We start from the raw sequence: 22007 nt of genomic DNA on the forward strand, positions 1-22007 counted from the left end.
CGGGCGGCGGCGGCCCTCCCCGCCGCCGCCCGGCGCCCAGACCTGACGACTGCTACGCCTGAACGACTCGTGGGAGACACCAGTGGCCAACAGCGAAAAGACGCTCCGTGACTACCTCAAGTGGGTGACCGCGGACCTGCACGAGACGCGTCAGCGCCTGCGGGACGCCGAGGACGCCGCCCACGAGCCGATCGCGATCGTGGGCATGGCCTGCCGCTTCCCCGGCGGCGTCGGCTCCCCGGAGGACCTGTGGCGGATGGTCGAGGACGGCGTCGACGCCGTCTCCCACCTCCCCACCGACCGCGGCTGGGACGTCGACGGCCTCTACGACCCCGACCCGGACGCCCCCGGCAAGAGCTATGTCCGCGACGGCGGCTTCCTCTACGACGCCTCCCGGTTCGACGCCGGCCTCTTCGGGATCTCCCCCCGCGAGGCACTGGCGATGGACCCGCAGCAGCGGCTGCTCCTGGAGACCTCCTGGGAGGTCTTCGAACGCGCCGGACTCGACCCCACGGGCGTGCGCGGCCGCCGCATCGGCACCTTCATCGGCGGCAACCGCCCCGACTACGCCGGACACCTCGGCAGCGTCCCCGACGGCGTCGAGGGACACCTGCTGACCGGCAGCAACTCCAGCGTCACCTCCGGCCGGATCGCCTACACCTTCGGCCTCGAAGGCCCCGCCGTCACCCTCGACACCGCCTGCTCCTCCTCACTCGTCGCCCTCCACCTCGCCTGTCTCGCCCTGCGCCACGGCGACTGCGGCATGGCCATCGCCGGCGGCTCCGCCGTGCTGTCCACGCCCGAGGGGTTCATCGCCTTCAGCCGCCAGCGCGGGCTGTCCGAGGACGGCCGCTGCAAGGCCTTCGGCGCCGGGGCCGACGGCCTCGGCCTCGCCGAGGGCATCGGTGTGCTGCTGCTGGAACGCCTCTCCGAGGCGCGCCGCAACGGGCACCGGGTCCTCGCCGTGATCCGCGGCTCCGCCGTCAACCAGGACGGCGCCAGCAACGGGCTGAGCGCCCCCAACGGCCCCGCGCAGCAACGGGTCATCCGCGCGGCGCTCGGCGACGCACGCCTCACCACCGCGGACGTCGACATGGTCGAGGCCCACGGCACGGGCACCCCGCTGGGCGACCCGATCGAGGCGCACGCCCTGATGGCCACCTACGGTCAGGGCCGCCCCGCGGGCCGGCCGCTGCACCTGACCTCCTTCAAGTCCAACATCGGCCACGCCCAGGCCGCGGCCGGCGTCGCCGGTGTCATCAAGACGGTCATGGCGCTCCGGCACGGCGTGCTGCCCCGGACCCTGCACGCCGACGAGCCCTCGCCGCACATCGACTGGACCGCGGGCGACGTGTCGCTGCTCACCGAGTCGCGCCCCTGGCCGGAGACCGGCGAACCGCGCCGCGCCGGTGTGTCCTCCTTCGGCATCAGCGGCACCAACGCCCACGTCATCCTGGAGGAGGCGGCCCCGGAGGAGACCGCCCCGGAGCAGGCGGCACCGGAGCAGGAGGCACCAGGGCAGGCAGCACCGGGGGAGACCACGCCGGGGGAGCAGCCCGCCCCGGAGACGGCACCGAACGGCGAGGCAGCCGCCGCGCCCGGCGGGGTCCTGCCCTGGGCCGTGTCCGCACGGAGCGCCGACGGTCTGCGCGCCCAGGCCGGCCGCCTGCTCGCGCACCTGCGCGACCACCCCGCGCTCGACCCCGCCGACGTGGCCGCCGCCCTGGCCACCACCCGCGCCGCCCTGGAGCACCGGGCCGTCGTCGTCGGCGGCGACCGCCCCGCCCTGCTCGCCGGCCTGGAGGCCGTCGCGTCCGGCACCGCGGCCGCCGGCGCCGTCGTCGGCACCGGCCCCCTCGCCGAGAAGGCCGTCTTCGTGTTCCCGGGGCAGGGCGCGCAGTGGTCGCGGATGGGGCTGGAACTGGCGGACGCCTTCCCGGTGTTCGCCGCGTCGCTCGACGCGTGTGGGCAGGCGCTGGGGCCGTTCACGGACTGGGATCTGCGCACGGAACTCGCGGGTGATCTGGCGCGGGTCGATGTGGTGCAGCCGGCGTCGTGGGCGGTGATGGTGTCGTTGGCGCGGCTGTGGGAGTCCTTCGGTGTGACCCCGGCCGCCGTGGTGGGCCACTCGCAGGGCGAGATCGCCGCCGCAGTGGTGGCGGGCGGGCTCTCCCTGGAGGACGGCGCGCGGATCGTCGCCGAGCGCAGCCGGATCATCGGCGAACGGCTCGCGGGCCGGGGCGGGATGGCATCCGTCGCCCTGCCCGCCGACACCGTCCGCGAGCAGCTCGACGGCTACGGCGACCGCCTCGCCGTCGCCGCCGTCAACGGCCCGTCCTCGACCGTCGTCTCCGGCGAACCCGACGCCCTCGACGGCTACCTCGCCACCCTCGTCGCCCAGGACGTCCGCGTCCGCCGCGTCGCCGTGGACTACGCCTCCCACTCGGCGCACGTCGAGTCCGTCCGCGACGAACTGCTCGACGTCCTGGCCCCCGTGGCCCCCCGCGGTGCCACGGTGCCCTTCTACTCCACCGTCACCGGCGGCGTGACCGACACCGCGTCCCTCGACGCCGCCTACTGGGTGCGCAACCTGCGCGGGACGGTCGAGTTCGAGGCCACGACGAGGGCCCTCGTCGACGACGGCTACACGGCCTTCGTCGAGTGCAGCGCCCACCCCGTCCTCGCCCTCGGCGTCTCCCAGACGGCGGACGCCACCGGCACCGAAGTCGCCACCGTCGGCTCCATCCGACGCGGCGAAGGCGGTGCCGAACGCTTCGTCGCCTCCCTCGCCGAGGCGTCCGTCCACGGCCTGCGCGTCGACTGGAACCCCCTCCTCACCGGCTCCGCCCGCGCGGTCGACCTGCCCACCTACGCCTTCCAGCGCACCCGCTACTGGCTGGAGAACGTCGACGCCGCGACCGTCGAAGCGGTCGGCGCCGCCGACGTGGTGGAATCAGGATTCTGGGACGCCGTCGAACGCGAGGACGCCGAAGGACTCGCCCGCACCCTCGAACTCGACGAGGAACGCCTGCGCGAGCTGCTCCCCGCCCTCTCTGCGTGGCGCACCCGCAGCCGCGAGCAGTCCGCCGTGGACGCCTGGCGGTACCGGCTCGCCTGGCAGAACCTCCCCGAGCACACCGACCCGCGCCTCACCGGCACCTGGCTCCTCGTCGTCCCGCAGGTCCCCGGCGGCCCGGACACCGGCGACGGCACACAGGACCCGCCGCCCCACACCGAGGCCGACGGTGCGGACACGGCCCACTGGGCCGACGCCTGCGCCCGTGCGCTGCGGGAGGCTGGCGCCGGCGTCGCCCGGGTCGACGTCGACACGGACACCGCCCACCAGGGCCTCACCGGCGTGCTCGGCGGCGCACTCGCCGACGTGCCCCCGATCGCCGGCGCCCTGTCGCTCCTCCCGCTCGACCAGCGGCCCCACCCCGAGCACCCGGCCGTCGGCCGGGGCACCCTCGCGACCCTCGCCCTGCTGCGCGACCTGGGGCGGTACGCGCACACCGCCCCCCTGTGGAGCGTCACCGGCGGAGCCGTCGCCACCGGCCCCGACGACCGCCTGCCGCATCCCGAGCAGGCCCCCGCCTGGGGCATCGGGCGCGTCGCCGCACTCGAATACCCCGAACGCTGGGGCGGCACCGTCGACCTCCCCGAGACGGCCGACCGTCTCGCGCTGCGCCGTCTCACCGCCGCCCTCACCGGCACCGACGGCGAGGACCAGCTCGCCGTCCGCCCCGCCGGACTGCTGGCCGCCCGCCTCGTGCGCGCCCCCCGCCCCGACCGCCCGGCACCCGCCTGGCGCCCCGAGGGCACCAGCCTCGTCACCGGCGGCACCGGCGCGCTCGGCGCCCACCTGGCCCGCTGGCTGGCCCGCGAGGGCGCCGAGCACCTCGTCCTCACCAGCCGCCGCGGCGCCGAAGCACCCGGCGCCGCCGACCTCGCGGCCGAACTCACCGACCTGGGCGCCCGCGTCACCCTCGCCGCCTGCGACGTCGCCGACCGCGACGCCCTCGCCGCGCTGCTGGAACGCCTCGACGCCGACGGCGACCAGCTCACCGCCGTCTTCCACACCGCCGGCGTCGTCGACGACACCATCGTCGACACCCTCACCCCCGAACGGGCCGAAGGCGTCGCGCGGGCCAAGGCACTCGCCGCCCGCCATCTGCACGAACTGACCCTCGGCACCGAGCTGTCGGCGTTCGTGCTGTACTCCTCCTTCGCCAGTGTCTTCCCCAGCGTCGGCCAGGCCAACTACGCCGCCGCCAGCGCCTACCTCGACGCCCTCGCCGTCCACCGGCGCGGCCGCGGCCTGCCCGCGACATCCGTCATGTGGGGCTCCTGGGGCGGCGGTGGACTCGCCGACGGCGAGATCGGCGAACGCCTCCGCGCCCAGGGCGTCCCGCCCATGGACCCGGGAGCGGCCGTGGCAGCGCTCGCCCGCGCCCTCGCCGAGGAGGACACCGTCGTCGGCGTCGTCGACATCGACTGGGCCCGCGTCGCCCCCACCGCCGTCTCCGTCCGCCCCTATCCGCTGATCACCGGTGTGCCCGAGGCCCGCAGGGCCATCACGCCCACGGCCGGCGCCGACGCCGCAGCGGGCGACGGCAACGCCCTCGCCGAGCGGCTCGCCGGCCTCGACCGGCCCGCCCGCGCCCGTGAACTGCTGCGCCTCGTCCGCGAGCAGGCCGCGGCCGCCCTCGGCCACGCCGACCCGGACGCCGTCCCCGCCGGCAGCCCCTTCCGCGACCTCGGCGCGGACTCCCTCATCGCCGTGAACCTGCGCAACGGCATCGCCCAGGCCACCGGCCTGCGGCTGCCCGCCACCCTGGTCTTCGACCACCCCACCCCGGCCGCACTCGCCCGCCACATCGAGGAGCAGCTCTTCGCCGACGGCCCCCCGCACGACGCCGCCGCCCCGGCCGGCGGCGCGCCCGGCGCCACGGACGAGCCCGTCGCGATCGTCGGCATGGCCTGCCGGCTGCCCGGCGATGTCACCTCGCCCGAGGACCTGTGGCGGCTCCTCGCGGACGGCGGCGACGCCATCGCCCTCTTCCCCGACAACCGCGGCTGGGACGTGGACGACCTCTACGACCCGGACCCGGACGCACCCGGGAAGTCGTACGTCCGCGAGGGTGGATTCCTGTACGACGCGGCCGAGTTCGACGCCGGCTTCTTCGGGATTTCGCCGCGTGAGGCGCTGGCGATGGACCCGCAGCAGCGGCTGCTGCTGGAGACGTCCTGGGAGGCGATGGAGCGCGCGGGCATCGACCCCGCCGCGCTGCGCGGCAGCCGCACCGGCGTCTACGTCGGAGCCGGCCACCGCGGCTACGTCACCAGCCTCGGCCAGCTCCCCGAGGGCGCCGAGGGCTACACGATGACCGGCAACGCCTCCAGCGTCATGTCCGGCCGGATCGCCTACACCTTCGGGCTCGAAGGACCGGCCGTCACCGTCGACACGGCCTGCTCCTCGTCGCTCGTCGCCCTCCACCTCGCCGCCCAGGCCCTCCAGCGCGGCGAGTGCGGCATGGCCCTCGTCGGGGGCGTGGCCGTCATGCCCGACGCCGAGGTCTTCGTCGAGTTCAGCCGCCAGCGCGGCCTGTCGCCGGACGGGCGGTGCAAGGCGTTCGCCGCCTCGGCCGACGGCACCGGCTGGGCCGAGGGCGCGGGCGTGCTCCTCGTGGAGCGCCTCTCGGACGCCCGCCGCAACGGCCACCGGGTCCTGGCCGTGGTGCGCGGTTCAGCGGTCAACCAGGACGGCGCCTCCAACGGGCTCACCGCCCCCAACGGGCCCTCGCAGCAGCGCGTCATCCGCCAGGCCCTCGCCGACGCCGGCCTCACCACCGGCGACGTCGACGCCGTCGAGGCGCACGGCACCGGCACCAAGCTCGGCGACCCGATCGAGGCGCAGGCGCTGCTGGCCACCTACGGCCAGGACCGCGACCCCGCACAGCCCCTGTGGCTCGGCTCGCTGAAGTCCAACATCGGCCACACCCAGGCCACCGCCGGAGTCGCCTCCGTCATGAAGATGGTCCTCGCGATGGACCACGGACTCCTGCCGCGGACGCTGCACGTGGAGGAGCCGTCGCCGGAGGTGGACTGGGCGTCGGGTGCGGTGGAGCTGCTGACCGAGGAGCGCGTTTGGCCGGAGACCGGCCGGGCGCGCCGGGCGGCGGTGTCGGGGTTCGGCATCAGCGGCACCAACGCGCATGTGGTGCTGGAGCAGGCCCCGCAGGAGGAGCCCGCGGCCGAGGCACTGCCCGAGCCCGGAGAGGTGATCCCGTGGGTGCTGTCGGCGGGCTCGGAGGCGGCGCTCGCGGCGCAGATCGAGCGGTTGGCCGCGCATGTGGAGGCTCGTCCGGAACTGGGCGCGGCTGATGTGGCCGTGTCGTTGCTCGGTCGTTCCGGGCTGACGCATCGCGCGGTGTTCGCGGGTCGTGACCGGGGTGCCCTGTTGGGTGCTCTGTCCGCGGCTGTGAATGCGGGTGCGGACGCGGGTGTGGGTGTGGGTGTGGGTGTGCGGGACGGCCGGGTGGGTTTCCTGTTCGCCGGTCAGGGTTCGCAGCGTGCCGGTATGGGTGGTGAGTTGGCGGCTGCGTTCCCGGTGTTCGGTGCGGTGTGGGACGAGGTGTGGGCGGCGGTCGGTCTGTCGCCGGGTGAGGAGGATGTGTCGCGGACGGGGTGGGCGCAGCCTGCGTTGTTCGCGTTTGAGGTGGCGTTGTTCCGGTTGGTGGAGTCGTGGGGTGTGCGGCCGGATGTGGTGGTCGGGCATTCGGTGGGTGAGATCGCGGCTGCGCATGTGTCGGGGGTGTTGTCGCTGGCTGATGCGGTGCGTCTGGTGGTGGCGCGTGGCCGGTTGATGCAGGAGTTGCCTGTGGGTGGGGCGATGGTGGCGGTCGCGGTGGCGGAGTCGGAGGTGTTGGAGGTACTGGCCGGCCGCCGGGATGTGTCGGTGGCGGCGGTGAACGGTCCGTCGTCGGTGGTGATCTCCGGTGCCGAAGGCGTTGTCGAGGAGGTTGCGGCGTTGTTCGTGGAGCGGGGTGTGCGGACCCGTCGTCTTCGGGTGTCGCATGCGTTCCACTCGCCGTTGATGGAGCCGATGCTGGACGAGTTTAGGCAGGTGCTTGCTGAGTTGACCTTCCGTGCGCCGTCGGTCGAGTGGGTGTCGACCGTTGCGGGTGGCGGTGATGTGGCGAGTGCCGAGTACTGGGTGCGTCATGCCCGGGTGGAGGTGCGGTTCGCGGATGCGGTGGCGGATCTGGAAGGGCGTGGGCTGACGGCGTTGGTGGAGATCGGTCCGGACGCGACGCTGACGGGTATGGCGGGTCAGGCGCTGGCCGATCCGGAGGCGCTGGCGTTGGTGGCGTTGTGCCGCAAGGACCGGGACGAGGCCGTGTCGGTGGTCGAGGGACTCGGCCGCGCCTGGACGTCCGGCGTGCCGGTCGACTGGACGCCGTTGTGCTCCGGCGGCCGGCGGATCGACCTGCCCACCTACGCCTTCCAGCGTGGTCGCTACTGGCTCCAGCGGAACAACGGCACCTCGGACCCCGTGGACCTCGGTCTCTCCGGCACCGGTCACCCCCTCCTCGGGGCTGCGGTGTCGTTGGCCGAGGGCGGGAGCGTGGTGCTGACGGGTCGGGTCGCGCGGGGCGCTCAGCCCTGGGTGACGGACCACCAGGTCGCCGGTGCCGTTCTGCTGCCCGGGACGGCGTTCGTGGAACTCGCGGTGCGGGCCGGGGACGAGGTCGGCTGCGGTCGGGTCGACGAGCTGACCCTCCAGGCGCCGCTGATCCTGCCCGAGCGCGGTGGGGTGCGGCTCCAGGTCGTGGTCGAGGCCCCGGACGCCACGGGCGGCCGGCCCGTCGCCGTGCACTCGCGGCCCGACGCGGGCGACACCTGGACCCTGCACGCCACCGGACGGCTCACCGCCGCCACCGGCGATGCCCCGGACCAGGACCTCGCCGCCTGGCCGCCCGCCGACGCCGAACCCGTCGACCTCGACGGCTTCTACCCGCGGCTGGCGGAGGCCGGTTCCGCCTACGGGCCGGTCTTCCGGGGCCTGCGGGCCGCCTGGCGGACCGCAGGCGAGGTCTTCGCGGAGGTCGCCCTCCCCGAGGGCGTCGAGACCAGCGCCTTCGGTGTGCACCCGGCCCTGCTGGACGCCGCCCTGCACCCGATCGGCCTCGGCGGACTCGTCGACGCCCACGAGGGAGGCACCCTGCTGCCGTTCTCCTTCGACGGGGTGGAACTGCACGCCTCCGGCGCGTCCGTCGTCCGCGTGCGGCTCACCCCCGTCGGGGGCGACGCCGTGTCGCTGCTCGTGGCCGACACCGCGGGGGAGCCGGTGGTGTCCGTGAACGCGCTGACGCTCCGCCCGGTGTCCGCGGACGCCCTGCGTGCCTCGACCGCCGGCCACGACTCGCTCTACCGCATCGACTGGGTACCGCTCGCCGCTGCCGAGGACCCCGGCCCGGCCGCCGCCGTGCTGGAGGAGGCGTCTGCCCTGGACGACCTCGTGGCCCGCGGTCTCCCCGAACTCCTCGTCACCCATGCCGATCCCGCCGCCGACGTGCGGCGTGCCGTGGGGGACACCCTGGCGCTGCTCCAGCGCTTCCTCGGCGACGCGCGCTGCGACGCCACCCGCCTCGCCGTGGTCACCCGGGCCGGCACGCTCGCCCACGCGGCCGTGTGGGGCCTGGTCAGGACCGCGCAGACCGAGAACCCGGGACGGTTCTTCCTCGTCGACACCGACGAGGACCGGCCCGCACCGGCGGCGGTGGCGAGCGCCGTCGCCACCGGTGAGAACCAACTGCGGATACGGGAAGGCCGGTTGTTCGGGCCGCGCCTCGCCCGGGCGGCCTCCGCCGACGCCCTGCCCGTGCCGTCCGCCCCCAACTGGCGGCTCGCGGTGCGCGGTGGGACGGGCACCCTGGAGGACCTGTCGCTGGCGCCGCTGCCCGACCCCGCCGACGAGCCGCTGGAGCCCGGTGAGGTGCGGATCGCCGTCCGCGCGGCGGGCCTGAACTTCCGCGATGTGCTGATCGCCCTCGGCATGTACCCCGGCGGGGCCGCGCCCGCGATCGGCAACGAGGCGGCCGGAGTCGTCCTGGAGACCGGGCCCGGTGTGCCCGGCCTCGCCCCCGGCGACGCCGTGTTCGGCCTGCTGCCGGACTCCGTCGGCCCCGTCGCCCGGACCGACCACCGGTTCCTCGCCGCGCTGCCCGCCGGATGGTCCTTCGAGACCGCCGCGGCCACCCCGGTCGCCTTCCTGACGGCGTGGATGGGGCTGGCCGAACTGGCCGGTGTGCGCGCCGGTGAGGCCGTGCTGGTGCACGCGGGCGCCGGTGGTGTGGGCATGGCCGCCGTGCAGGTGGCGCGTTACCTCGGCGCGGAGGTGTTCGCCACGGCCAGCCCGGCCAAATGGGGCGCCCTGCGCGAACTGGGCCTGGACGACGCGCACATCGCGTCCTCGCGGTCGCTGGAGTTCCGCGAGCGGTTCCTCGGCGCGACCGGCGGGCGCGGTGTCGACGTCGTCCTCAACTCGCTCTCCGGCGAGTTCGTGGACGCCTCGCTCGACCTGCTGCCGCGCGGCGGCCGGTTCATCGAGATGGGCAAGACGGACATCCGTGACGCCGACACCGTGCGCACCCTCCACCGGGACGTCGTCTACCGGGCGTTCGACCTGATCGAGGCGGGCCCGGAACGGATCGGCGGCTGGCTCACCGACATCGTGGGCCTGCTGGAGCAGGGCACGCTGGAGCCGTTGCCGGTCGCGTCGTGGGACGTGCGCCGGGCGCGGGAGGCGTTCCGGTTCATCAGCCAGGCCCGGCATGTGGGCAAGGTCGTGCTGACGATGCCGCGTGCGCTGGATCCGTACGGCACGGTGCTGGTGACGGGTGGTACGGGCACGCTCGGGGCGCTGGTGGCGCGGCATCTGGTGGCCGCGCACGGTGTGCGGCACCTGGTGCTGGCGTCGCGGCGCGGTGCCGCGGCCGAGGGGGTGGCCGAGCTGGTGGTGGAGCTGGAGAAGGACGGGGCCACGGTCACCGTCGCCGCGTGCGACGCCGCCGACCGTGAGGCGCTGGCCGCCACCCTGGCCGCCGTCCCCGCCGAACACCCCCTGACCGCCGTGATCCACACCGCGGGCGTCGTCGACGACGCCGTCCTCACCTCGCTCACGCCCGAGCAGGTCGAACGCGTGCTGCGGCCGAAGGCCGACGCCGCCGTCAACCTCGACGACCTCACCGCGGACGCCGACCTCGCGGCCTTCGTCCTCTACTCGTCCGTCGGCGGCGTCCTCGGCGGCGCCGGCCAGGGCAACTACGCCGCCGCCAACGCCTTCCTCGACGCGCTGGCGGAACGCCGCCGCGCACGCGGCCTGCCCGCGCAGTCCCTCGCCTGGGGACTCTGGGAGGAGGCCAGCGGCATGACCGGCCACCTCGGCAGCGGCGACCGGGCCCGTGCCGACCGGTCCGGTGTCCGGGCCCTCACCTCGCAGGAGGGCCTCGCCCTCTTCGACGCGGCGCTCGCCACCGACGAGGCCCTCCTCGTGCCGGTCGGCCTGGACCTCACCACCCTGCGCGCCCGCGCCGCCGGCGAGGAGGTCCCCGGCCTGTTCCGCGGGCTCGTCCGCGCGACGGGACGGCGCACCGCGGGCGTCGTCGACGCCTCGGGCGCCGAGTCGCTGCGCCGTCGCCTCGACGCCGCTTCCGGGACCGAACGGCACCGGATCGTGCTCGACCTGGTGCGCCAGCAGGCCGCCGCGGTCCTCGGACTCGGCGAGACCGGACGCGTGGAGGCCGAACGCCCCTTCCGTGAGGCGGGCTTCGACTCGCTGACGGGTGTGGAACTGCGCAACCGGCTGGCCGCGGCGACGGGCATACGCCTGTCCCCGACGTCGGTGTTCGACCACCCCACCCCGTCGGCGCTCACCGAGCACCTGCTGGAACACCTCGCCCCCGGAACCGACGGCGCCCCCGGCGGCGGCGACCGGTCCGAGGCCGAATTCCGCCGCGCCCTTGCAGACGTGCCGATGTCCGCGCTGCGTGACGCGGGGGTCCTCGGCCTCCTGCGCCGCCTGACCGGATTCGAGGACGAGACGGACACCCCGGAGACGCCGGAACACGACGCCGCCTCCATCGCGGCCATGGACATCGACGCCCTCGTCGACATGGCGCTCCACAAGAACGAAGCAGGACGCGACACCGAGACGGAGCTCGCATGACCACATCGACCGACCAACTCGTCACCGCCCTAAGGGCGTCGCTGACGGAGGCGGAGGAACTGCGCCGCCGCAACAAGGAGCTGACGGCGACGCTCAGCGAGCCCGTCGCCATCGTCGGCATGGCCTGCCGCTACCCGGGCGGCGTACGGTCCCCGGAGGACCTGTGGCGCCTCGTCGCCGACGAGGCCGACGCCATGTCCCCGTTCCCGGCCGACCGGGGATGGGACCTCGACGCCCTCTTCGACCCGGACTCCTCCCACGGCACCAGCTACGTCCGCGAGGGCGGATTCGTGCACGCGGCGGGGGAGTTCGACGCCGAGTTCTTCCACATCTCGCCCCGCGAGGCCCTCGCGATGGACCCCCAGCAGCGCCTGCTGCTGGAGACCGCGTGGGAGGCCGTGGAGCGTGCCGGCATCGACGCCCACACCCTCAAGGGCAGCCGGACCGGTGTCTTCATCGGCTCCGGCACCCCCGGCTACGGCGCCGGCCTCAAGGACGCCCCGGAGGAGATCCAGGGCTACACCCTGACCGGCCTCGCCACCAGCGTCGTCTCCGGCCGCGTCGCCTACGCCCTCGGCCTGGAGGGCCCGGCGGTCACCGTGGACACCGCGTGCTCCTCGTCCCTGGTCGCCCTGCACCTCGCCGTGCAGGCGCTGCGCCAGGGCGAGTGCACCATGGCGCTGGCCGGCGGCGTCACGATCATGTCCGACCCCGGTGTGTTCATGGAGTTCAGCCGCCAGCGCGGCCTCTCGCCCGACGGGCGCTGCAAGGCGTTCGCGGACGCCGCCGACGGCACCGGCTGGGCGGAGGGCGTCGGCGTGCTGCTCGTCGAACGGCTCTCGGACGCGGTCCGCAACGGCCACCGCGTACTGGCGGTGGTGCGCGGTTCAGCGGTCAACCAGGACGGCGCCTCCAACGGGCTCACCGCCCCCAACGGGCCCTCGCAGCAGCGCGTCATCCGCCAGGCGCTGGACAACGCGCGCCTGACCGTGGACCAGGTGGACGCCGTCGAGGCCCACGGCACCGGCACCACCCTCGGCGACCCCATCGAGGCCCAGGCCCTCCTCGCCACCTACGGACGCCGCCGGGCCGCGGACCGGCCGCTCCGCCTCGGCTCCATCAAGTCGAACATCGGGCACGCGCAGGCCGCCTCCGGTGTCGCGGGCGTGATCAAGATGGTCATGGCGCTGCGCCACGGCACCCTCCCGAAGACCCTGCACGTCGACAAGCCGTCGACACACGTCGACTGGGCGTCCGGAGCCGTCTCCCTGCTCACCGAGGCCGAACCGTGGCCCGAGACCGGGGAGTCCCGGCGCGCCGCCGTCTCCTCCTTCGGCGTCAGCGGCACCAACGCCCATGTGATCCTCGAACAGGCCCCCGCCGCCGCCGACGCCGCCCGCCCGGCGGGCGTGGCGGCGCCCGCGCTGCCGTGGATCGTCTCCGCGCGCGACGAGCAGCAGCTTTGCGCCGTGGCCGACCGCCTGCGGGCCCACCTCGAACGCCACCCGGAGCACACTCCCGCCGGGACCGGCGCCACCCTCGCCCGCCATCGCGCGGTCCTCGACCGGCGCGCGGTCGTCGTCGGCGCCGACCGCGCGGCCCTGCTCGCCGGCCTGACGGCCGTCGCGGCCGGCGAGCCGCACCCCGCGGTCGTCACCGGCACACCCGGCGGCGGCGACAAGGCCGTCTTCGTGTTCCCGGGGCAGGGTGCGCAGTGGTCCCGGATGGGGCTGGAACTGGCGGACTCCTTCCCGGTGTTCGCCGCGTCGCTCGACGCGTGTGGGCAGGCGCTGGGGCCGTTCACGGACTGGGATCTGCGCACCGAACTCGCGGGTGATCTCGCCCGCGTCGATGTGGTGCAGCCCGCGTCGTGGGCGGTGATGGTGTCGCTGGCACGGCTGTGGGAGTCCTTCGGTGTGACTCCGGCCGCGGTGGTGGGCCACTCGCAGGGCGAGATCGCCGCCGCCGTGATCGCGGGCGGGCTCTCCCTGGAGGACGGTGCGCGGATCGTCGCGGAGCGCAGCCGGGTGATCGGTGAACGGCTTGCGGGACGCGGCGGTATGGCGTCGGTCGCCCTGCCCGCCGACGCTGTGCGCGAGAAGCTCGACGGCTACGGGGACCGCCTCGCGGTCGCGGCCGTCAACGGGCCGTCGTCGACGGTGGTTTCGGGTGAGCCGGCCGCGCTCGACGAGCTGCTGAGCATGATGGAGAGCGACGGTGTGCGGGTCCGCCGGATCGCGGTGGACTACGCCTCCCACTCCTCGCACGTGGAGTCCATCCGCGACGAGCTGCTGGAGGTGCTGGCCCCGGTCGCGCCCCGTACCGCCACCGTCCCGTTCTACTCGACGGTGACCGGCGGTCCGATCGACACGGACACCCTTGACGCCGCCTACTGGGTGCGGAACCTGCGCGGGACGGTCGAGTTCGAGGCCACGGTCCGCGCGCTGATCGCCGACGGGCTCACCGCCTTCGTCGAGTGCAGCGCCCACCCCGTCCTCGCCGTCGGGATCCAGGACTCCGGCGCCACCGGCACCGTCGGTTCGCTGCGCCGTGACGACGGCGGGGCACAGCGCTTCGTGACCTCGCTCGCCGAGGCCTTCACCGCCGGACTCCCCGTCGACTGGACGCCGCTGCTCGGCGGCGCCCGGCCCGTCGAGCTGCCCACCTACCCGTTCCGTGCGACCCGCTACTGGCTGGTCGGCGAGGAGGACGCCACGCCCGAGCCGGGACCGGCCGATGTGGCGGAGGCGGCCTTCTGGGAGGCGGTCGAGCGCGAGGACGCCGCCTCGCTCGCCGCCTCCCTCGACCTCGATGGGACCGGCCTCGACGGGGCCGGCCTCGGCACCCTGCTGCCCGCACTCGCCTCCTGGCGGCGGCGCAGCCGCGAGGAGTCCGTCATCGACTCCTGGCGCTACCGGACCGCCTGGCGGCCCGTCACCACGCCCGAGGCCGTGCTCTCCGGCACCTGGCTGGTCGTCGTCCCCGAGCCGTCCCCGGACGCCGCCGGGGTATGGGCCGACGCCGTCGAGACCGCCGTGCGGGAGGCCGGGGCGGACACGCTCCGGGTCGCCCTCCACCCGGGCGCCGGACGCGCGGAGCACACCGCGATGCTCTCCGCCGCGCGGACCGGCGCCGGGGACGTCACCGGCGTGCTGTCGCTGCTCGCGCTCGCCGACGCACCCCTGCCCGGCCTCCCCTCGACGCCCGCCGGGCTCGCCGGCACGCTGACCCTGGTGCAGGCGCTCGGGGACGCCGGGATCGACGCACCCCTGTGGTGCGCGACGCGCGGCGCGGTCTCCACCGCCCCCTCCGACCCGTTGACCGACCCCGCCCAGGCCCAGATCTGGGGGCTCGGCCGGGTCGTCGCCGAGGAGAACCCGCACCGCTGGGGCGGACTCGTCGACCTCCCCGAGCAGGCCGACGCCCGGGCGCGCGCCCGGCTGGCCGCCGTCCTCGGCGGAGCGGACGACGAGGACCAGGTCGCCGTGCGCCGGTCCGGTGTCCTCGCCCACCGGCTGGTCCGCGCGCCGTGGGGCGACGGGCGCGAGCCGCGGGTCTGGCGGCCCGACGGCACCGTCCTCGTCACCGGCGGTACCGGGGCGCTCGGCGGACACGTCGCCCGCCACTTCGCTGCCCAGGGCGCGCCGCACCTGCTGCTGCTCAGCGGACGCGGCCCCGACGCGCCCGGCGCCGCCGAGCTGGAGCGTGAACTCACCGGCCTGGGAGCCCGCGTCACCGTCGTCGCCTGCGACGTCGCCGACCGCGACGCGCTGGCCCGGGTGCTCGCCGAGGTGCCGGACGAGCTGCCCCTGCGGGCGGTCGTGCACACGGCGGCGGTGCTGGACGACGCCGTCGTCGACGCGCTGACCCCGGCCCAGCTCGACCGCGTCCTGCGCGTCAAGGCACGCGGAGCGCACCACCTCGACGAGCTGACCCGCGACGCCGACCTCACCGCGTTCGTCCTCTTCTCCTCCTTCGCCGGCACCTTCGGCGTCGCCGGGCAGGGCAACTACGCGCCCGGCAACGCCTACCTGGACGCCCTCGCCCGTGCGCGGCGCGCCCAGGGGCTGCCCGGCACCTCCGTCGCCTGGGGCCACTGGTCCGGCGGCGGCATCGCCTCCGGCACCGCCGAGGCGCAGCTCCGCCGCCGCGGCGGCTCCGAGATCGAGCCGCACACGGCGCTGCGTGCCCTGGGCCACGTCCTCGACCACGACGAGACCGTGGTGGCGCTCGCGCTGATCGAATGGGACCGCATCGCCGCCAACGCCACCGGCGCCGACAGCAGGCCGCGCCCGTTCCTGCGGGAACTGGAGGACGTGCGGCGGCTGCTGCGCGCCGCGGAACGCGAGCCCCGCACGGACGACACCGGCGGCGGCCTCCCCGCCGCCCGGGAACTGGCCGCACTGCCGCGCGAGGAGCGCGAACGGGCCCTGGTCGACCTGGTGCGCACCCACGCCGCGGCCGTCCTCGGCCACGCGTCGCCCGACGCCCTCGACGCCGACCGGCCCTTCCGTGAGCTGGGGTTCGACTCGCTCACCTCCGTCGAACTGCGCAACCGGCTCGGCGCGGCGACGGGCATCACCCTCCCCGCGACGGTCGTCTTCGACCACCCCACACCGCGTGACCTGGCGGCCCACCTGCGGGGCACCCTCCTCGGCGACGCGGACGACGGCGCCGACGGCGCACCGGACGCCGCCGCGGCGGCCCGCCCAGGCGCCGCGGACGACGACCCCGTGGTCGTCGTCGGCATGGGCTGCCGGCTGCCCGGCGGCGTCGACACACCCGACGAGCTGTGGCAGCTCGTCGTGGAGGAACGCGACGCCGTCGCCGGCCTGCCCGAGGACCGCGGCTGGGACGTCGACGCCCTGGTCGCGGCCGGACTCGACGTCCCCGGCATGCGGTTCGTGCGGCAGGGCGGCTTCCTGCGGGACGCCTCCCGGTTCGACGCCGCGTTCTTCGGCATCGGCGACGACGAGGCGCTCGCCATGGACCCGCAGCACCGGCTGCTGCTGGAGCTGTCCTGGGAGACCCTGGAGCGGTCCGGCACCGCGCCGGGTTCGCTGCGCGGCGCGCCCGTCGGCGTCTTCCTCGGCACCTTCTCGCAGGGCTACTGGACCGGCATGCAGGAGGTCCCCGAGGCGACCCGGCCCTATCTGAGCGGCGGCATCTCCCCGGCGCTCGCCGCCGGGCGGATCGCCTACACCCTCGGCCTCGAAGGCCCGGTGCTCACCCTCGACACCGGCTGCTCGTCCTCCTCGCTCGCCTTCCACCTCGCCTGCCAGGCGGTCCGCAACGGCGAGTGCGAACAGGCCCTCGCCGGCGGCGCGTCCGTGCTCGCCAACCCCGCCGTCTCCCCGGACATGGGCGTCGGCGCGGCGGGCGACGGCCGCTGCAAGTCGTACGCGGAGGGCGCCGACGGCACCGGGTGGGGCGAAGGCGCCGGCATGGTGCTCGTCGAGCGGCTGTCCACCGCCCGCGCCCGCGGCCACCGCGTGCTCGCCGTCGTCCGGGGCAGCGCCGTCAACCACAACGGCACCGGCAACGGCATCGGCGCCCCCAACGGCCCCTCGCAGCAGCGGGTCATCCGGCAGGCCCTCGCCAACGCGGGCCTCGCGCCCGGCGACGTCGACGCCGTCGAGGGCCACGGCACCGGCACCGAACTCGGCGACCCGATCGAGGCCCAGGCCCTGCTGGCCGTCTACGGTCAGGACCGCGATCCGGCCCGGCCGCTCTGGCTCGGCACGGTCAAGTCCAACATCGGCCACCCGCAGGCCGCCTCCGGTGTCATCGGCGTCATCAAGACGGTGCTGTCCCTGACGCACGGCAGCCTGCCCCGGTCCCTCCACTCCGACGAGCCGAGCAGCCACGTCGACTGGAACGCCGGGGGAGTGCGCCTGCTGCGGAAGACCATCCCGTGGCCGGAGACCGGCCGGCCGCGCCGCGCCGGTGTGTCGTCCTTCGGCGCCAGCGGCACCAAGGTGCACATCCTGCTCGAACAGCCCGCCGCCGACGACGCCGGGCCCGCCGCCCGCGGCACCCGGCAGGGCCTGCCCGTGGCCCCGGTCGTGCTGTCCGCGCGCGGCACGGACGCCCTGCGCGAGCAGGCCGCCCGGCTGCGCGCGCACCTCGGCGCACGGCCCGCGGCCGATGTCGCCGACGTCGCCTGGACCCTGGCGGCGGGCCGGTCCGCCTTCGCCGACCGTGCCGTCGTCCTGGCGGCCGGCCGGGACGCGCTCCTCGACGGCCTCGCCGCCGTGGAGCGGGGCGAGGAGAGCCCGTCCGTGTTCCTCGGCCGGTCCGGCACCGGCGACCGGCCGGTGGCCGTCGCCTTCGGTGACGCGCCCGTGGCCCCGGGCGCGGCACGCGCCCTCCACGCCGCGGTCCCGGAGTTCGCCGACACCCTGGACGCGGTCTGTGCCCGGCTCGAACCGCTGCTGGAGCACTCCCCGCTCGATCTGCTGCTCGCCGACGCGCCGGAGACCGGCGCGGCACGCCACGCGCCGACCGCGCACGCGGCGTCCTACGCCCTCGGGCTCGCCCTGTTCCGGCTGCTCGCCTCCTGGGGCGTCCGCCCCACGGCCGCCGCCGGGCGGGGCCCGGGGGCGGTGGCCGCGGCCGTGGCCACCGGGGCGCTGGACGAGGACGGGGCGGCGCGTCTGCTCGTCGCCCTCGCGGGCGGGGGCGAGCCCCTGGAGGCGGTCGTCGCCGGGCTGACCCCGCCCACGGCCGGGGCCGCGCTGCCGCCGCTGGACGCCCGGCACGCCCTCAACGCCTCGGACTCCGCGAACGCCTCGGGTTCCGGTGACACCGGCAGCCCCGAGCCGGGGTCGGCGGCCTACTGGACGGCGGCCTGGTCCCTCGGCAGCGGCGCGGCACCCGCCGGGGCCGTCGTCCTCGACCTCGGCGGCACACCGCGCCCGGCGCCGGGGACGGGGACGGAGGAGGCGGCCGACCGCGTCGTGCTCGCCGTCACCGGGGACGGCACCGACGCCGTGACCGCGGCGCTCGCCCGGCTGCACACGCTCGGCGTCGCCGTCGCCTGGGACCGGGTCTGCGGGGACACCCCGCACCGCCTGGTCGAACTGCCGACCTACCCGTTCCAGCGCACCGGCTACTGGCTGCGCACCCCGCTGCACCTCATCACGGCCGGAACCGCCGCCGGAGCCGCGGCCGGGACCGCCGCCGGGACCCCGGCCGACAACACCGCCGGAACCGCCGCCGGGACCCCGGCCGGCTGAACGCCCCCGTCCCCGGCCGGTGCCCGTGCCGACGGGCACCGGCCGGGGACTCCCACGCACGACACCCAGGAGGCACCACCGCCCATGCCGCTCACCGACACCCCCACGGACCTGTGGATCCGCAGGTTCGGCCCCGCCCCGGGCGCCCCGCCCGGGGTCCGTCTGATCTGCTTCCCCCACGCCGGCGGGTCCGCGTCCTTCTACCACCCGCTGCACCGGGCGCTCGGCGACGCCGCCGAGGTCCTCGGCGTGCAGTACCCGGGGCGCCAGGAACGCCGCGCCGAGCCGCCGCCCGCCGATCTGGGCGTCCTCGTCGAGGGCGTCCGCGCCGAGCTGGAGGAATGGGGCGACCGGCCGTACGTCTTCTTCGGCCACAGCATGGGCGCGGTCGTCGCCTACGAACTGGCCCGGAGGCTGGAGCGGGAGACCGGCGCGGGTCCGCTCGGACTGATCGCGTCCGGCCGTCGCGCCCCCGGGGTCCTCGTCGAGGAGACCGTCCATCTGCGCGACGACCACGGCCTGGTCGACGAGGTGCGCGCGCTCAGCGGCACCGCCGGGAGCCTGCTGGACGACGCCGAGGTCCGCGCGATGATCCTGCCGTCCCTGCGCGCCGACTACACCGCCGTCGAGACGTACCGCCACACGCCGGGGCCCGAACTGGCCTGCCCGGTCGCCGTGATGACCGGTGACGGCGATCCGCGGGTCACGGCGGACCACGCCCGGGCGTGGTCGCACCACACCACCGGCGCCTTCACCCTGCGGACCTTCCCCGGCGGCCACTTCTACCTCGGTGACCAGTGGCCCGCCGTCGGCACGGCGGTCCGCGCCTGTCTGGCCGCGTTCGGCGCCGGCCCGCGCTGACCCGCCCGCACCGCCGACGCACCGCCCCCGACCCGCGCGCCCGGCGCCCGCCGGACGCGCGCTTCGACCCACCCCTCACCCCACCACCCGAGACGGAGAGTGATTCCGTATGAGTTCCGCCCAGCCCGAGGTCCTGACGGGGCAGCTGCCCAACGTCGTCCTGCGCGGTGGACCGGCCTGGCTGCCCGACGAGGAGCGCACGCGCTACGCGACGGACGTCGAGGGGCACCTGAAGGTGCTCTTCGGCAACGCCTACGAGCACTTCCTCCCGACCGCCGAGAGCGTCGAGCGGGAAGGCGTGCGGCTGCGGGTGTTCGAGTGGTCGCGCCGCACCTACGTCGCCGAGTGAGGCGCCGGGGGTGAAGTGACCCGGCCCGCCCGCGTCCCCACCGGAGACCCGGGGGCCCAGGACGCGACGAAGGGGCCGTGCCCGCGGGCACGGCCCCTTCCGCCGACCGCCACCCGGCATGCCGCGCATGCCGGGTGGCGGCACGTCAGGCCTCCCCGGCCGCCGCCGGCTCCGGCTCGTCCGTCCTGCCCGGCCGCTCCGGTCCCGCCGCCTTGCGGGCTCCGGGCCGCCACCACGCCCGGTCGCCCATGAGGCTCATCACGGCCGGCACCAGCACCATCCGGATCACGGTCGCGTCCATGATCACCGCTGTTGCGAGCCCGATGCCGATCATCTGGATCAGTGTCTCCGGGACCGAGACGAAGCTGAGGAACACCACCGCCATGATGATGGCCGCCGTCGTGATCACCCGGGCCGTCGCGCCGATCCCGCGTACCACGGCGCGCTGTGCGTCCCCGTCGCGGTCGTAGGCCTCCCGGACGGCGGAGAGCAGGAACACCTCGTAGTCCATGGAGAGTCCGAAGAGCACGGCGAACAGCAGCATCGGCACGGCGGACATGATGGGCACCGTCTTGTCCAGACCCAGCAGGTCCAGGCCCCAGCCCCACTGGAACATCGCGATGATCACGCCGAAGGACACACCGATCGACAGCAGCGTCATCACGGCCGCCTTCAGTGCCACCAGCGGCGCCCGGAACATCCCGTACAGCAGCAGCATCCCGGCGCCGACCACCGCCAGGATCACCCAGGGGAGGCGTTCGCCGACGACGTCGGCCATGTCGATGACCACCGCGGTCGCGCCGCCGACCATCGCCGTGCCGCCGGCCGGGCCCAGCGCCCGGGGCGCCAGGTCGTCGCGGATGCGGTGCACCAGCTCGCCGACCTGCTCGTCCTGCGGCGCGTGCCGCGGGATGACGGTCACCACGGCGGCCTCGCCGTCCTCACTCGGCGCGGGCGGCATGACGGTCTCCGCCTCCTCGTCCGCCTCCAGCGCCCCCTTGAGCCGGTCCAGCCCGGCCGCGTCGGCGCCCTCGACGGTGATGACCAGCGGGGCGTTCCAGCCCGGCCCGTAGTGCTCGGCGACCAGGTCGTACGCCTGGCGCTGCGTCAGTTCCGAGGGCTGGATGCCGTCGTCGGGCGTCCCGAGCCGCAGCCCCAGCACGGGGACGGTCAGCAGCAGCAGGACGGCGGTGGAGCCGGCCGCGTACTTCACCCGGTGCCGCTGGACATGGCTGCCCCAGCGGTACGTCATGGTGTTCTCGTCGTCGGGGGCGGGTCGGCGCTCGCCGCGATGGCGCAGCCGGGGCACGGGCAGCGAGTCCACCCGGTGTCCGAGCAGCCCGAGCAGGGCCGGCAGCAGCGTCACCGCTGCCACGACCATCACCCCCACCGTCAGCGCGCCCGCGACGCCCATGGCGCCGACGAAGGGGATGCCAGCGAACATCAGGCCCAGGATGGCGACGACGACGGTCCCGCCGGCGAACACCACGGCGTGGCCCGCGGCCGCGGTGGCGTGCCCGGCGGCCTTCACCGGTGGGTGTCCGTGGGACAGTTCGACGCGGAAGCGGCTGAGGACGAAGAGGGCGTAGTCGATGCCCGCGCCCAGGCCGAGCATCACGGCCACGATCGGCGCCGAGGTCGGGATGTCCACCACCAGGCCGACGAGCAGCACCAGCGCGGTGCCCACCACGATGCCGACGAGCGCCACGGCGAGCGGCAGACCGGCGGCCACCACCGAGCCGAACGCCACGATCAGCACGACGAGGGCGGTGCCCACGCCGACGATCTCGGCGCCGCTGGTGGACGGTTCGGTGCCGAGGTCGACCACCATGCCGCGGAACTCGACGTCCAGACCGCTGTCCCGGGCCGGTTCGGCGGCCTCCCGCAGCCGCTCGTAGTGCGAGGCGTCCAGCTCGCCCAGTTCCTTGTCGTAGTCGACGTTGACCATCGCGGCTTCCCCGTCGGGACTGGGGAAGGGGTCGTCCACGCCCGCCACGTCGGGCTGTTCGCGGATCTCCGCGATCATCCGCTGGACGGCCGCGGCGCGCGCCGGATCGTCCAGCTCGCCCTCGGGCGCCCGCCAGACGACCTGGGCGTTGACCACGCCGAAGGTCGGGAAGTGCTCACGGGCCACGTCCGTGGCTTCCTGAGACTCCGCGTTCGGTACCCGGAAATCGTTGACGAAGGCGCTGCCCGCGGTCTGGCCGACGGCCAGCAGGGCGGCGGCCATCAGCAGCCAGGCGGAGATCGTGCGCCACGGGCGCCGGGCGCAGAGCGCACCGAGCCGTTCCAGTAAGCGTTCCATGGGAAGCATGAAATCGCACTCGAT

The 22007-nt window shown here is 75.5% G+C and carries 5 protein-coding genes; 4 read left to right on the plus strand and 1 reads right to left on the minus strand.

Going from position 1 to position 22007, the window contains the following annotated elements:
* Window positions 1-58: 58 nt before the first annotated feature.
* From JE024_RS33435 to JE024_RS33450, 4 genes are all read left to right on the plus strand, one after another.
* Window positions 59-11230, plus strand: coding sequence for a type I polyketide synthase (locus tag JE024_RS33435; RefSeq protein WP_205378488.1), 11172 nt, complete (start codon window positions 59-61; stop codon window positions 11228-11230).
* A 41-nt stretch (window positions 11231-11271) separates the two neighbouring features.
* Window positions 11272-18468 carry a type I polyketide synthase gene (locus tag JE024_RS33440; RefSeq protein ID WP_443742876.1) on the plus strand — a complete coding sequence of 2399 codons (7197 nt, stop codon included), beginning with the start codon at window positions 11272-11274 and terminating at the stop codon, window positions 18466-18468.
* Between the two features lie 84 nt (window positions 18469-18552).
* Window positions 18553-19329, plus strand: a complete 777-nt coding sequence (locus tag JE024_RS33445; protein WP_280521580.1) for a thioesterase II family protein — start codon at window positions 18553-18555, stop codon at window positions 19327-19329.
* A gap of 109 nt (window positions 19330-19438) precedes the next feature.
* Window positions 19439-19678, plus strand: coding sequence for a DUF5988 family protein (locus tag JE024_RS33450; RefSeq protein ID WP_205377628.1), 240 nt, complete (start codon window positions 19439-19441; stop codon window positions 19676-19678).
* A gap of 145 nt (window positions 19679-19823) precedes the next feature.
* Here the strand turns inward: JE024_RS33450 and JE024_RS33455 are convergent, their stop codons facing one another.
* Window positions 19824-21983 carry an MMPL family transporter gene (locus JE024_RS33455; protein ID WP_244883343.1) on the minus strand — a complete coding sequence of 720 codons (2160 nt, stop codon included), beginning with the start codon at window positions 21981-21983 and terminating at the stop codon, window positions 19824-19826.
* Window positions 21984-22007: the final 24 nt, after the last annotated feature.

It is taken from the genome of Streptomyces zhihengii, from assembly GCF_016919245.1.
Taxonomy (GTDB): Bacteria; Actinomycetota; Actinomycetes; order Streptomycetales; family Streptomycetaceae; genus Streptomyces; species Streptomyces zhihengii.

Bases quoted from the DNA above. Each gene is read 5' to 3' on its own strand.
- JE024_RS33450 (WP_205377628.1), top strand. From the start codon at position 19,439: ATGAGTTCCGCCCAGCCCGAGGTCCTGACGGGGCAGCTGCCCAACGTC.
- JE024_RS33455 (WP_244883343.1), bottom strand. From the start codon at position 21,983: ATGGAACGCTTACTGGAACGGCTCGGTGCGCTCTGCGCCCGGCGCCCG.
- JE024_RS33445 (WP_280521580.1), top strand. From the start codon at position 18,553: ATGCCGCTCACCGACACCCCCACGGACCTGTGGATCCGCAGGTTCGGC.